General features: G+C 69.2%; 11 protein-coding genes. 2 read left to right on the top strand and 9 right to left on the bottom strand.

All coding sequences use genetic code 11. The features are described from left to right. Window positions 1-237: 237 nt before the first annotated feature. The 9 genes from ACYQ5L_RS05405 to infA all read right to left on the bottom strand — a co-directional run bounded on the left by ACYQ5L_RS05405 (window position 238) and on the right by infA (window position 5,330). Window positions 238-540 (bottom strand): hypothetical protein, encoded by a 303-nt coding sequence (locus ACYQ5L_RS05405; protein ID WP_459955942.1) that lies wholly within the window; start codon window positions 538-540, stop codon window positions 238-240. Window positions 541-566: 26 nt separating this feature from the next. Continuing rightward, a complete protein-coding gene (gene truA, locus ACYQ5L_RS05400) occupies window positions 567-1,481 on the bottom strand; it encodes a tRNA pseudouridine(38-40) synthase TruA (protein ID WP_459955940.1) in 915 nt (304 codons plus the stop codon). Window positions 1,482-1,545: 64 nt separating this feature from the next. Further along, entirely contained in the window at window positions 1,546-2,052 is a 507-nt protein-coding gene (gene rplQ, locus ACYQ5L_RS05395) for a 50S ribosomal protein L17 (RefSeq protein ID WP_459955938.1), read from the bottom strand. A gap of 51 nt (window positions 2,053-2,103) precedes the next feature. Then, window positions 2,104-3,162, bottom strand: coding sequence for a DNA-directed RNA polymerase subunit alpha (locus ACYQ5L_RS05390; RefSeq protein ID WP_029923719.1), 1,059 nt, complete (start codon window positions 3,160-3,162; stop codon window positions 2,104-2,106). Window positions 3,163-3,262: 100 nt separating this feature from the next. Continuing rightward, window positions 3,263-3,868 (bottom strand): 30S ribosomal protein S4, encoded by a 606-nt coding sequence (rpsD, locus tag ACYQ5L_RS05385; protein WP_459955937.1) that lies wholly within the window; start codon window positions 3,866-3,868, stop codon window positions 3,263-3,265. A gap of 22 nt (window positions 3,869-3,890) precedes the next feature. Further along, window positions 3,891-4,304, bottom strand: coding sequence for a 30S ribosomal protein S11 (rpsK, locus tag ACYQ5L_RS05380; RefSeq protein ID WP_067543866.1), 414 nt, complete (start codon window positions 4,302-4,304; stop codon window positions 3,891-3,893). A 9-nt stretch (window positions 4,305-4,313) separates the two neighbouring features. After that, a complete protein-coding gene (gene rpsM, locus ACYQ5L_RS05375) occupies window positions 4,314-4,685 on the bottom strand; it encodes a 30S ribosomal protein S13 (protein ID WP_379193081.1) in 372 nt (123 codons plus the stop codon). A gap of 210 nt (window positions 4,686-4,895) precedes the next feature. Then, window positions 4,896-5,009 carry a 50S ribosomal protein L36 gene (gene rpmJ / locus ACYQ5L_RS05370; RefSeq protein ID WP_033085975.1) on the bottom strand — a complete coding sequence of 38 codons (114 nt, stop codon included), beginning with the start codon at window positions 5,007-5,009 and terminating at the stop codon, window positions 4,896-4,898. Between the two features lie 99 nt (window positions 5,010-5,108). Then, window positions 5,109-5,330, bottom strand: coding sequence for a translation initiation factor IF-1 (gene infA, locus ACYQ5L_RS05365; protein ID WP_040804562.1), 222 nt, complete (start codon window positions 5,328-5,330; stop codon window positions 5,109-5,111). A gap of 2,247 nt (window positions 5,331-7,577) precedes the next feature. On the opposite strand from infA, the gene ACYQ5L_RS05360 reads away from it, so the two are divergent. Together ACYQ5L_RS05360 and ACYQ5L_RS05355 are read left to right on the top strand one after the other, a co-directional pair. Further along, window positions 7,578-9,326 carry a MinD/ParA family ATP-binding protein gene (locus tag ACYQ5L_RS05360; RefSeq protein ID WP_459963326.1) on the top strand — a complete coding sequence of 583 codons (1,749 nt, stop codon included), beginning with the start codon at window positions 7,578-7,580 and terminating at the stop codon, window positions 9,324-9,326. Window positions 9,327-9,460: 134 nt separating this feature from the next. Continuing rightward, window positions 9,461-12,553, top strand: coding sequence for an NAD-glutamate dehydrogenase domain-containing protein (locus tag ACYQ5L_RS05355; RefSeq protein ID WP_459955933.1), 3,093 nt, complete (start codon window positions 9,461-9,463; stop codon window positions 12,551-12,553). Window positions 12,554-12,558: the final 5 nt, after the last annotated feature.

Genomic DNA, 12,558 nt, shown 5'->3' with positions numbered 1-12,558 from the left:
CGATATCGAGGAGGTGATAGCCAAGCCTGACGATTCAGCATTTCACGATGGGCGCTCACGGCGTACCGCGGTCCGATCACCGGGCGGCACAATGCGATTGCCGCAACACCCCGCCGGTGCCAGGTGCACTCCCGGTACGCCGTGCGGCGACCGGCGCGAGCCGGCCTCACGCCCCCGCGACCCGCCGCCACCGGGCCTGAAATCCTCCGGGGTGGCGCCGACCAGTCTTTTCACACCCTAGTCATCAACCGCACGGCCCTCGGCGGTCGCCTTGCGCACGGTGACCGCGGCGGCAATGAGAACCGCGGCGGCGAGCACGAATTCGGCGATGAGGAAGGGCAGGAAATTACCGCCGGTAATGCCGCCCGCGAGGATCGGGCCGACCAGTACCGGAATCAGCAGAACGGTGTACGCGCGCCAGATTTCGGCGCGGCGGGTGGCGGAATCCATATCGACGGTGCGGCGCAAGGTCACATAGATGACGACGGCGCCGACGATCAGATAGAGGATCACCGGGAGGGCGTAGAGGATGGCGTGCACGGATCAGTCCTCGGTTCTCGGGAAGATCAACTGCCGCAGCAGCCTTCGGCGGCGGGGACGGTGCGCATCTCGCGGGTCTGGGCATTGCGCGCGGCCAGGTCGGCCTCGGCCGGATAGTCGACGGCAATGAGGCTGAGGCCGTGCGCGGGGGCCACCGTGACCGCGCTGGAGCGCTCCCGCTCGTTCAGCAGGCCCGCGATCCACTCGGGGGTGCGCCGGCCCTCGCCGACGGCAAGCACGCCGCCGACCAGGCTGCGCACCATGGACCAGCAGAAGGCGTCCGCGCTGACGTGGGCGGTGAGCAGATCGCCCTCGCGCTCCCACTCGAAGCGCTGCAATTCGCGCACCGTGGTCGCGCCCTCGCGGCGGCGGCAGAAGGCCGCGAAATCGTGCAGGCCCAAAAGCTTTTCGGAGGCGGCGCGCATGGCGTCCAGATCCACGCCGGAGCGGCAGGCCACCACATGGCGGGCCTGCAGCGGTTCCGCGCCGTAGACGGCGGTGGTGAGACGGTAGGCGTAGTGGCGGCGGATGGCGGAGAACCGCGCATCGAATTCCGCGGGCGCGAGCCGGACGTCCTTGACCCGCACGTCCTTCGGCAGGAATCGCGCCAGCCGGTGCACCAGCCGCGGGCCGTCCACCTCGGCGGTGGTGTCGAAATGCGCGACCTGTCCCTCGGCGTGCACGCCCGCGTCGGTGCGGCCCGCCACGGTCAGCTGAATCGGTTCGCGCAGCACCTTGCTCAGCGATTCCTCCAGCACGCCCTGCACGGTGCGCAGCCCCGGCTGCCGGGCCCACCCGATGAAATCGGTGCCGTCGTAGCCGATGTCCAGCCGTACTCGAATCGAAACCGGTTTGCTCGCCGGATCGTCCACGCTCACAGCGATCTCCTGGTTAACATGGAGAAAGCCCGCCGACCCGGAGGGGACGGCGGGCTCACTCATAGCCTCACCCGTGTCGGGGTTTCCGGGGCTGCCCCGGAAACCCCTATCGGGTCCGAAGGACGACTCAGGCGTCCTTCTTCTCCTCGGCGGCAGCCTCGGCCGGCGCATCCTCGACCACGGTCTCGGCGACGGCCTCGTCGGCCTTGTCCTCGGTCTGAGCGGCCTGCTGCGAAGCGGCGACCCGGCGAGCGCGATCGGCCTCGTTGGTCACGGTCTTCTCGCGAACCAGCTCGATGATCGCCATCGGGGCGTTGTCGCCCTTGCGCGGGATGGTCTTGATGATGCGGGTGTAGCCACCCTCACGGCCCTCGAACGAGGGGCCGATCTCCGCGAACAGGGCGTGCACGACGTCCTTGTTGCGGATCACCTTCATGACCTCGCGACGGTCGGCCAGCGAGCCGGCCTTCGCCTTGGTGACGAGCTTCTCGGCGTAGGGGCGCAGCGCCTTGGCCTTGGCCTCGGTGGTCGTGATACGACCGTGCTCGAAGAGCGCCGTCGCCAGGTTGGCGAAGATCGCCTTCTGGTGCGACGCCGACCCGCCGAAGCGGGCACCCTTCTTGGGCTTGGGCATTGTTGGAATCTCCTGTGTCAAAGTCGATTCGGGGCGCTACACCCCGGTCGACTAAAGCTGTTCGGTCTCGGCGTAGTCCTGCTCGCCGCTGTCGGTGTCGCTGAACGAGCCGCTGTCGCTCCAGGTGCCGCTCGCCGCGTCGTAACCGACGACGGAGGACGGATCGAAGGAAGCCGGGGAATCCTTGAGGGACAGGCCGAGCGAGTGCAGCTTGACCTTGACCTCGTCGATGGACTTCTGGCCGAAGTTCCGGATGTCCAGCAGATCCGACTCGGTGCGGGCGACCAGCTCGCCGACGGTGTGCACACCCTCGCGCTTGAGGCAGTTGTACGACCGCACGGTGAGGTCCAGGTCCTCGATCGGCAGACCGAACGAGGCGATGTGATCGGCCTCGGCCGGGCTGGGGCCGATCTCGATGCCCTCGGCCTCGACGTTCAGCTCGCGCGCGAGACCGAACAGTTCGACCAGGGTCTTACCCGCCGACGCCAGCGCATCCCGCGCGGAGATCGAGTTCTTGGTCTCGACATCCAGGATGAGCCGGTCGAAGTCGGTGCGCTGCTCGACACGAGTCGCCTCGACCTTGTAGGTCACCTTGAGAACCGGCGAGTAGATCGAATCCACCGGGATCCGGCCGATTTCCGCACCCGACGCCTTGTTCTGCACGGCCGGGACGTAGCCGCGACCGCGCTCGACCACGAGCTCGATCTCCAGCTTGCCCTTGTCGTTCAGGGTGGCGATGTGCATATCCGGGTTATGAACAGTGACGCCGGCCGGGGGGACGATGTCACCGGCGGTGACGGTGCCCGGGCCCTGCTTGCGCACGTACATGGTGACCGGCTCGTCCTCTTCGGACGACACCACGAGGCCCTTGAGGTTCAGGATGATGTCGGTGACATCTTCCTTCACGCCCGGAACCGTGGTGAACTCGTGCAGCACGCCGTCGATGCGGATGCTGGTGACCGCGGCGCCCGGGATGCTCGAGAGCAGGGTGCGGCGCAGCGAGTTGCCGAGGGTGTAACCGAAGCCCGGCTCCAGCGGTTCGATGGTGAACCGCGACCGGTTCTCGGACACAACCTCTTCGGTCAGCGTCGGTCGCTGTGAAATCAGCATGGACTGTTTCCTCCTTCAGAGCGCCCACTATTTGACGCTCACGACTTGGATCGTGGGAGACCACATTTCGTGGCCTCCCACCAGCGGCGCGGTTAGCGCCTTACTTCGAGTAGAACTCGACGATCAGCTGTTCCTGCAGCGGAACATCGATCTGCGCACGCTCGGGGAGCTGGTGCACCAGAATGCGAAGGCGGCCGGGAACGACCTGGAGCCAACCCGGAACCGGGCGGTCACCGAGGGTCTCGCGAGCGACCTGGAAGGGCAGCGTCGGCAGCGACTTCTCCTTGACATCGATGATGTCGTACTGAGAAACCTGGTAGCTGGGGACGTCGACCTTCACGCCGTTGACCAGGAAGTGGCCGTGGCTGACGAGCTGACGCGCCTGACGACGGGTCCGAGCCAGACCGGCGCGGTACACGACGTTGTCCAGACGGCTCTCGAGCAGGCGGAGCAGGTTGTCGCCGGTCTTACCCTTGAGGCGGTTGGCCTCTTCGTAGTAGCGGCGGAACTGCTTCTCCATGACGCCGTAGGAGAAGCGAGCCTTCTGCTTCTCCTGCAGCTGCATCAGGTACTCGGACTCCTTGATCCGCGCGCGGCCGTGCTGGCCCGGCGGGTAAGGACGACGCTCGAACGCCTGGTCGCCTCCAACGAGGTCGACACGCAGACGACGCGACTTGCGGGTGATGGGGCCGGTGTAACGAGCCATTTTTCTCTACCTTCCTTCCCGCTTAGACGCGACGCCGCTTGGGCGGACGGCAGCCGTTGTGCGGCTGCGGGGTGACATCGGAGATCGTGCCGACCTCCAGGCCGGCGGCCTGGAGCGAACGGATCGCGGTCTCGCGGCCCGAACCCGGGCCCTTGACGAACACGTCGACCTTCTTGACGCCGTGCTCGGCCGCCTTGCGGGCGGCGTTCTCGGCGGCAAGCTGCGCGGCGAACGGGGTCGACTTGCGCGAACCCTTGAAGCCGACGTGGCCCGACGACGCCCAGGAGATGACATTGCCGGCCGGATCGGTGATCGACACGATGGTGTTGTTGAACGTGCTCTTGATGTGCGCGTGGCCGTGGGGGACGTTCTTCTTGTCCCGGCGACGCGACTTCTGAGTCTTCTTCGGGCCCGAGGCCCGGCTCTTCGGAGGCATGCGCTATCCCTACTTCTTCTTGCCGGCGACGGTCTTCTTCGGACCCTTGCGCGTGCGGGCGTTGGTCTTGGTCCGCTGGCCACGCACGGGCAGGCCACGACGGTGGCGCAGACCCTGGTAGCAGCCGATCTCGATCTTGCGACGGATGTCGGCCTGCACCTCGCGGCGCAGGTCACCCTCGACCTTGAAGTCCTGCGACTCGATGTAGTCGCGGAGCTTGGTCACGTCATCGTCGCTGAGGTCCTTCGAACGCAGGTCCGGGCTGACGCCGGTCTGCTCGAGGATCTCCTTGGCGCGGGTACGGCCGATGCCGAAGATGTAGGTCAGCGCGATCTCCATGCGCTTTTCGCGCGGGAGGTCGACGCCCATCAGACGTGCCATGTTGGCGATTCCTTAATTTTGTCGGAGGTCTGCTCCCTGTCCGTCCCCTCGTGTGGGGCCCCGGCCTCCGTACCGGGGGTAGGCCGCCATCCGTCCCCTACGGGACTCGGCGACGGCGACTGGCGCTGGGAGTTTCTTCTCTTGTTGCCAATCCGAACCGCGTTCGGTGCTTGGCTGGTGAGCGATCCGAGCTCGGCCCGAAGGCCGAGATCAGCCCTGACGCTGCTTGTGGCGCAGGTTCTCGCAGATCACCATGACCCGGCCGTGGCGGCGGATCACCTTGCACTTCTCGCAGATCGGCTTGACGGACGGCTGAACCTTCACGTCAGATCCAATCTGGTTGCGGTGTTCACTGGCCGTGAACACAGTTTTTCCCCGGCCGGATCGACCGGGGAAGACCCGAGACTCGCTGGTCCCGGAAACTCACTTGTAGCGGTAGACGATGCGACCGCGGGTCAGGTCGTAGGGCGAGAGCTCCACGACAACTCGGTCCTCAGGCAGGATGCGGATGTAGTGCTGCCGCATCTTGCCGCTGATGTGAGCGAGAACCTTGTGGCCGTTCTCCAGCTCGATCCGGAACATCGCATTGGGCAACGGCTCGATAACTCGGCCCTCGACCTCGATGGCCCCTTCCTTCTTCGCCATATCCTCCGCGATCCCGGTTTAGGCCGAACCTGGTTGGTTCGAGCTCTGTTACGGCTGGGTTCGGCCGCCGCGATTCGTCGTGCACTTGCGTCGACCCGGTGCCATACTCCTCTGACACGAACTGCGGCGTGTTTTCCTCTAGTGAGGACATGCCACAGCCAGCGAGTAGGTGCACCGCCGACCAAGCTTACCCGTTTCCCCTGATCCGGCCAAATAAGGCCGCGATGACGTGCGCCAGGCCACGCCCACTCTCGGCGCTCGCCCCCACCGGTTTGCGCTCGATCGCTAAACTACGTGCTTGTCCTTGCAAGATCGGTCCAGCACTCGGGGGTTATTGTGAGCCGCACCAACGACGGCCTCCCCATGCTTCCACCATGGCTGTCCGAGGGTGAGGTCGCCGACCCCGGCTACAACGCCCCACCCGTCGAGAACCTCCCCCACGACGACCTCATCCCCGAGGAAAAGTCCTCCCGCCGCCTCTTCGGCCGCCGCAAACCCCGCAAGGACACCCCCGAACCCCCGGCTCCCGCCCCCACCGGTCGCACCCCCCAACCCGACCCGGCCCCCCAGCGGCAGCCCCACCCGAACCGCCCCACGCCGGGCCCGAACTCCGCACCGCCCGCCCAGGGCCCGAGTTCCGCGCCGCCCGCCCAGGGCCCGAGCACCATGCCGCCTGCCCAGGGTCCGGAGTTCGCAACTCCCCCAACCTCGGGCCCGCGCTTCACCACCCCGCCGGAGCCCCGGACCGAGCGCCCACCTCTCCCGGACCCGCTCGCACCCCCGTATGCCGCAGGCCGCACCGCGGATTCACATTCCGCCCACCAGCAGTCCGCCGACCCGCGCTTCACCACACCGCCGATCCCGGAACCGCACCAGCCGCAACCCAACCGCGGCCAGTTCAACGCGCAGCCACCCCTGCCGCCGACCCCCGAGGGCGCAGCGCAACCGCCGCTGCCGCCGTCCCCGGACCCCCGGAGTTCAGCGCGCCCGCCCCTGCCGGAACCCCCGGCCCCGCAGGCTCCCGGTCAGCCGCCACAGACTTCGGCCCGCCCCCCGCTGCCCGAATCGCCGCACGCACCGAACCCGGCGCGCCCGCCGCTGCCCGAATCGCCACATGCGGAAAACCCGGCGCGCCCACCGCTGCCGGAGTCGCCGCACACACAGAGCCCAGCACGGCCACCGCTCCCGGAGCCGCCGCACGCGCAGAACCCCGCGCGCCCGCCCCTGCCGGAGTCGCCGCACGGACAAGACCCCGCCCGCCCGCCACTGCCTGCTTCACCGGCCGCGCACGGCTCAGCCGACTCGGCACACCCGGCGAACCCGAATGCGCTGGATCCGTCCCGGCCTCCCATTCCGCCCGCTCCAAGTTCCCCGGGCGTGGGCCGGCCTCCGCTGTCGCACTCTCCCGGTGAGCACGATTCGGCGCGCCCGCCGCTGCCGTCGGCACCGGACTCGCAGCCGCTGCCCGGCACCGGTTCGGCCACTGGGCAATCCGAGGGCCCGGCCGTCGGCACGCCGTCCGCCGACGCCACGGCGAACTCCGGTGTCACCGGCGCGCCGGAGATGACGACACGGATTCCGCTGCCGCCCACACCGCTCGGCGATGCGAGTGAATCCGGTTCGGCCGCAGCCGGATCCACCGGGGACTCGGATTCCGCCGCTCGCCGACGTCTGGATGACCTGCTGCCTCCGCCGCCGAACGCACCGGCCGGCAACGCGGCGAACGCCCGCGGCCCGCTGCCGCCCGCGCCCGGCGACATGGCCGGAACAGGCTCGGCCGCAGGCGGATCAGCGGTGGGTGCCAATCCCGACCGCCGGAACCTCGACGATCTGCTGCCACCGCCACCGAATGTCCCGGGTCGTACTCCGGGTGGCGGGTCGGGCGGCGATGCACCGTCCGGCGTGAGCAATCCCGGCGCGCAGACCGGCACGAGCCGGCCCGCCGATTCCGCCTCCGCGAACCGCGAGGCGGCCGGGCAGAATTCGCCGGGCTCGGCGGCCGGCGGCTTCGACGAGATGTCCGCACCGGACGGGCAGACCGACGGTCCCGGCCGACATCAAGCCCTGGATGTCCCGCTGCCGCTGCCGCAGCGGACGCCCTATCCGACCTCCGGTACGGGGCAACAGGATCCGCCGCCGTACGGGCCACGTCGGGTGCCGCCGCAGGCACCGGCGGCGTCGGGCCAGGAACCACACCTGCCCGGAACCGCGCCCATGCCGCAGGCTCCCGGCAATGACCACCGTTGGATGGCGCCGCCCTCCAGGCCGCCGGCCGATCCGGTCCGCGGCCAAGCGCCGAGTGCTCCTTTCGCACCGGCGAATGAACAGCTCGGTCCGGCCGATTCACAGTCGGGCGTGCCCGGGCAGGCGGGCAACGCCACCTCGGGCGGTCCGGGTTCGATGAACAGCGCGCCGGGGCAGGAGAACTGGCGCGCGCCCGACTATCCTGGCGCGCCCGAACCGGATTCGGCGCACGGCTCGCGCACCGAATCGTGGCCCGCGGGTGGGAACGCGGCGGCGCCGGATAATTCGAGCGCCCCCGTCCGGCCCGGAACGTATGGGCGACCGGATGGAGCGCCTGGCCGACCGGACGGTTACTCCGGCGAGCAGCCGTACGGCACTCCGGGACAACCGGATTCCGCCGGGCAGAGTGAGTACTACGGAGTCCCCGGCCAGCCGGAGCCCATCGAGCACGGCCGGCACCATGGTGCGCCGGGGCAGCCCGGTGCGGGCGAGCACGGCCTGCACTACGGTGCGCTGGGACAGCCGGAGTCGGCTGAGCACGGCCGCCACCATGCCGGGCCGGGGCAGCCTGGTGCCGACGAGAACGGCCGGCACTACGGCGTGCCGGGGCAGCCGGGGGCTGCCGAGCACGGCCGGAACCTTGGCGCGCCGGGGCAGGCTGGTGCTGCCGCGCAGGGGCAGGGTGGGGCTTCTTGGCAGCAGGCGGGAGCGCCTTGGCAGCAAGGGGGTTCGGGACCGCAGGGCGTCGGGCCGCAGGGCGCTGGACAGCAGGGGTGGAATACGTCTGCGCCGGTGCAGTACGGGACCGGGGGGCCGGGGCAGCCGGGGCCGTCGCTGGATGATGTGCAGTGGCGGCGGGCGAAGAAGGCGCCCGGGTCGGGGTGGCGGAAGGCCGTGCACCACGTGTCGGGTGGGGCGATCAATCCCGGGTTGTCGGCTGAGGAGCGGCGGCTGCAGGAGCTGGTGGCTCGGATTCGGCAGCCGGTGCGGGGGGATTACCGGATCGCGGTGCTGTCGTTGAAGGGTGGGGTCGGGAAGACTACGACCACCATGGGGCTGGGGTCGATTTTCGCGTCCATTCGCGGGGATCGGGTTATCGCCGTGGATGCGAATCCGGACTTCGGGACCTTGTCGCAGCGGGTGCCGTTGCAGACGCGGTCCACGGTGCGGGATCTGTTGCTGGACCCGAATATTCAGCGGTATTCGGATGTGCGGCGGCATACCTCGCAGGGTGGAAGCCGGCTGGAAGTGCTTGCCAGTGAACGGGATCCGGCCGCATCGGAGGCGTTCAGCGAGGAGGAGTACCGGGCCGTCGCGCGGATTCTGCAGCGGTTCTACAACATCATCCTCACCGACTGCGGTACGGGGCTGATGCATTCGGCCATGGCGGGTGTGCTGGATCTGGCGCATTCGCTGGTGCTGATCTCGTCCTCGGCCATCGACGGCGCGCGCAGTGCGGCCGCCACCCTGGACTGGTTGTCGCTGCACGGGCACGACCACCTGGTCCGCAATGCGGTGGTGGTCATCAACCTGCCGCGGCCGGGCGCCGCGAATGTGGGCATCAACCAGTTGCGGGACTACTTCCTGTCCCGCTGCCGGGCCGTGCACATCATCCCCTACGACGCCCACCTGTCCGAGGGCGCCGAAATCGATCTGGCCCGCCTGCACAAGCAGACCAAGCGCTCCCTGGTCGAGCTGGCCGCCACCGTCGCCGACGACTTCGCCACCGATCACCGCCGCTACCGCGGCTGACCCCGGCCGGTCCGCGGCAATGGACAGTGCGGCGTGTGGGCGTCCCGGTCGCACGCCGGTTCGGCGGGTGTGGTGTGGGTCTCTTTGCGGCAGATTGACTGCGATACATCGGTCACCCACAGGGAGATGAGCAGATGCACCGCGGAGCAGGCGCCGCCACGCTGGACGAGGACCGGATCGAGGTCGTGCCACGGCTCGATTTCGACCGGGTCGCCGAGGGCTTGCCGAGCGGGCGGCTGGTGTGGCGGGGAGCCGCCCCGCAGCTGACGGAGTTGATCGAGATCTTCTCGGCGCTCGGCCTGCGGGTCTCCACGCACGAGGTGTCGCCCGAGGGCGCGGCCGAGGTGCATCGGTTCACCTTCTGCCCCACGGCTTTTCACTGGGATGAACAGGCGGCCGAGCTGGTTTCGGCGGCGTTCCTGGCGGCCGCGTCCGGACAACTCGAGGTCGACGGGTTCATCGGGTTGATCGGCACGGCGCGGCTGGAGTGGCGCGATGCCGTGCTGGTGCGGGCCGCGTGCCGGTATCTGCGGCAGGCGGGGCTGCGGTCCAGCGAGGCGTCGATCACCGAGATACTCTCCGCCCAACCGGAATTCGTGCGCGCGTTCGTGGCGCTGTTCCACGCCCGATTCGATCCGCGGCACACCACCGGCCGCGCCGGACTGATCGCGGAGGCCGATGCGGCCGTGCTGCGCCGGCTCGAGGCCGCGGCCACGCTGCCGGAGGATCAGCTGCTGCGCGGCCTGCACACCTTCTGCTCGGCGGTGCTGCGCACCAACTGGTATCAGCCGGGCCGTCCGGTGGTCGCCTTCAAGCTCGCGCCCTCCCGGCTGTCGGTCACGGCTGCCATCACGCCGTATCGCGAGATCTTCGTGCACTCCAAGGAAGTCGAGGGCAGCCATGTGCGGGCCGGGGCCATTGCCCGCGGCGGCCTGCGCTGGTCGGAGCGCGTGGACGATTTCCGCACCGAAGTGCTGGGCCTGATGAAGACCCAGACGGTGAAGAACTCGGTGATCGTCCCGACCGGCGCCAAGGGCGCGTTCGTGGCCCGCCGCACCACCGGCGCACCGGCCGTGGAGAGTGCGTACGCGGCCTTCATCGGCGGATTGCTCGATGTCACCGACAATATCGTCGAGGGCACGCTCACCCATCCCGAGCACACCGTCGTCTACGACGACGCGGACCCCTACCTGGTCGTCGCCGCGGACAAGGGCACCGCCCGATTCTCCGATCTGGCCAATGGCATTGCCGTCTCGCGAGGCTTCTGGCTCGGCGACGCGTTCGCCTCGGGCGGTTCCACCGGCTACGACCACAAGGCTCTGGGCATTACCGCCCGCGGCGCCTGGCGTTCCATCCGCCAGCATCTCGCCGAGCTCGGCATCGATCCGGATACCCAGCCGTTCACCGTCACCGGTATCGGTGACATGTCCGGCGATGTCTTCGGCAACGGCATGCTGGAAACCGATCGCATCCTGCTGGTGGCCGCCTTCGACCACCGCCACATCTTCCTGGATCCGGATCCGGACCCGCAGCGCTCCCACGCCGAGCGCCGTCGCCTGGCCGCGCTGGAGCGCAGCAGCTGGGCCGACTACGACCGCGACCTCATCTCCGCAGGCGGCGGTGTCTGGCCCCGCACCGCCAAATCGGTCCCGCTCTCGGAGCAGGTCCGCAAACGCCTGGGCATTACGGCCGCGGAACTGCCCGCCCCCGAACTGATTCGAGCGATCCTGCGCGCCGAGGTCGATCTGCTCTTCAACGGCGGCATCGGCACCTATGTCCGCGCCGCCGCCGAACTCGACGCCGAAGTCGCCGATCCGGCCAACGACGACGTTCGCATCACCGCGGATCTCTTGCGCTGCCGGGTAATCGGCGAGGGCGGCAACTTGGGCCTCACGCAACGCGCCCGCATCGAGTTCGCCGTCGCCGGCGGCCGCATCAACGCCGATTTCATCGACAATGCCGCCGGCGTGGCCATTTCCGACCGCGAGGTCAATCTCAAGATCGCCCTGTCCGCCGCGGTATCCGCGGGCGCCCTCGCTCCCGCGGACCGGGATCGCCTGCTGGCGGCCAATGCCGATGCCGTCGTCGCCGCTGTCCTCGCCGATTGCGACAAGCAGGCCCTCGCCATCAGCTTGGCCGAGGCCCACGCCCCCTTCCTCATCGACCGCCACGGCCGCCTGATCGAGAATCTCGAACAAGCCACCGGCCTGGACCGCGCGGCCGAATTCCTCCCCACCCCAGCCGAACTCGCCGCTCGACGCCGGGCCGGCACGGGTTTGGCGCGCCCCGAGATCGCCGTCCTGCTGGCCATGTCCAAGAACCTGGTCCGCGACGAACTCCTGGCCTCCGACGCCATCGACGACCCGGTGGTGGCGGGCACCCTGGCCGACTACTTCCCCGAATCGGTCCGTGACCGAGTGGGCCTTGCTACGCTCCGCGAGCATCCCGTGGCCCGGGAGATCGTCGCCGTGGCCGCCGCCAATCAGGTCATCAACCGGGTGGGCCCCGGCATGATTCACCGCCTCGAGGAGCGTCTCGGCGCGGACACGCCCCATATTGTGCTGGCCTGCACGGTCGTTCACGAGGTGCTCGATATCGGACGGTGGTGGCGCGACGCCCTGGCCCTGCCCGGTGTCTCCCCTCAGGTTCGGATGGGCCTGCTCGGCGATATCCAGCACGCTGTGGAGGAATCCACCGCCTGGCTGCTGACCCACCACCGCGCCGAAACCTGGTCCGCCGAAATCGACTGCTACGCACCGCTGGTCGCTAACCTCATAGCGGCGCTGCCGCGCCCCGGCGGCCATCCGGGCCGGGATTCGGCGAACCTGCGCTTGCTGTCCCAGGCCCTGCCGCTCAGCGCCACCGCCACCAGGACCGGCCTGCCGGTTCCCCTGGTCGCCCAGACCTACCGCGAGCTGGGCGAAGTCATCGGATTGGATTGGCTGGCCAAGACTTTCGCCGAAACCCGCACCTCCGACCACTGGGAAACCCTGGCCGCGGCCGTACTCGGCGAGGAACTGCGGTCCCGCTGGCACGCCCTGACGGCGGCGGTCCTGACCGAGGCCGATCCGGGCGATTCGGCCCGCGACCTGGTATCGACCTGGATCGCGACGCCCGCCGCGACCCGGTTGCTGGAGCTGGTCGGCCGGCTACAGCGGGCGAACCGGGCGGATATCGCCCGCTTGTGCGTGGTGAACGCGGAGTTGGCCGGCGCGGCCGGACAGTAGGCCGA

Source organism: Nocardia sp. IFM 10818, from assembly GCF_054655275.1.
The sequence above is the reverse complement of the archived record's forward strand: the minus strand, read 5'-3'. Positions and strand labels throughout refer to the sequence as shown.

Bases quoted from the DNA above. Each gene is read 5' to 3' on its own strand.
- truA (WP_459955940.1), bottom strand. From the start codon at position 1,481: ATGAGTGAGCCCGCCGTCCCCTCCGGGTCGGCGGGCTTTCTCCATGTT.
- rplQ (WP_459955938.1), bottom strand. From the start codon at position 2,052: ATGCCCAAGCCCAAGAAGGGTGCCCGCTTCGGCGGGTCGGCGTCGCAC.
- ACYQ5L_RS05390 (WP_029923719.1), bottom strand. From the start codon at position 3,162: ATGCTGATTTCACAGCGACCGACGCTGACCGAAGAGGTTGTGTCCGAG.
- rpsD (WP_459955937.1), bottom strand. From the start codon at position 3,868: ATGGCTCGTTACACCGGCCCCATCACCCGCAAGTCGCGTCGTCTGCGT.
- rpsK (WP_067543866.1), bottom strand. From the start codon at position 4,304: ATGCCTCCGAAGAGCCGGGCCTCGGGCCCGAAGAAGACTCAGAAGTCG.
- rpsM (WP_379193081.1), bottom strand. From the start codon at position 4,685: ATGGCACGTCTGATGGGCGTCGACCTCCCGCGCGAAAAGCGCATGGAG.
- infA (WP_040804562.1), bottom strand. From the start codon at position 5,330: ATGGCGAAGAAGGAAGGGGCCATCGAGGTCGAGGGCCGAGTTATCGAG.
- ACYQ5L_RS05360 (WP_459963326.1), top strand. From the start codon at position 7,578: ATGGCGCCGCCCTCCAGGCCGCCGGCCGATCCGGTCCGCGGCCAAGCG.
- ACYQ5L_RS05355 (WP_459955933.1), top strand. From the start codon at position 9,461: ATGCACCGCGGAGCAGGCGCCGCCACGCTGGACGAGGACCGGATCGAG.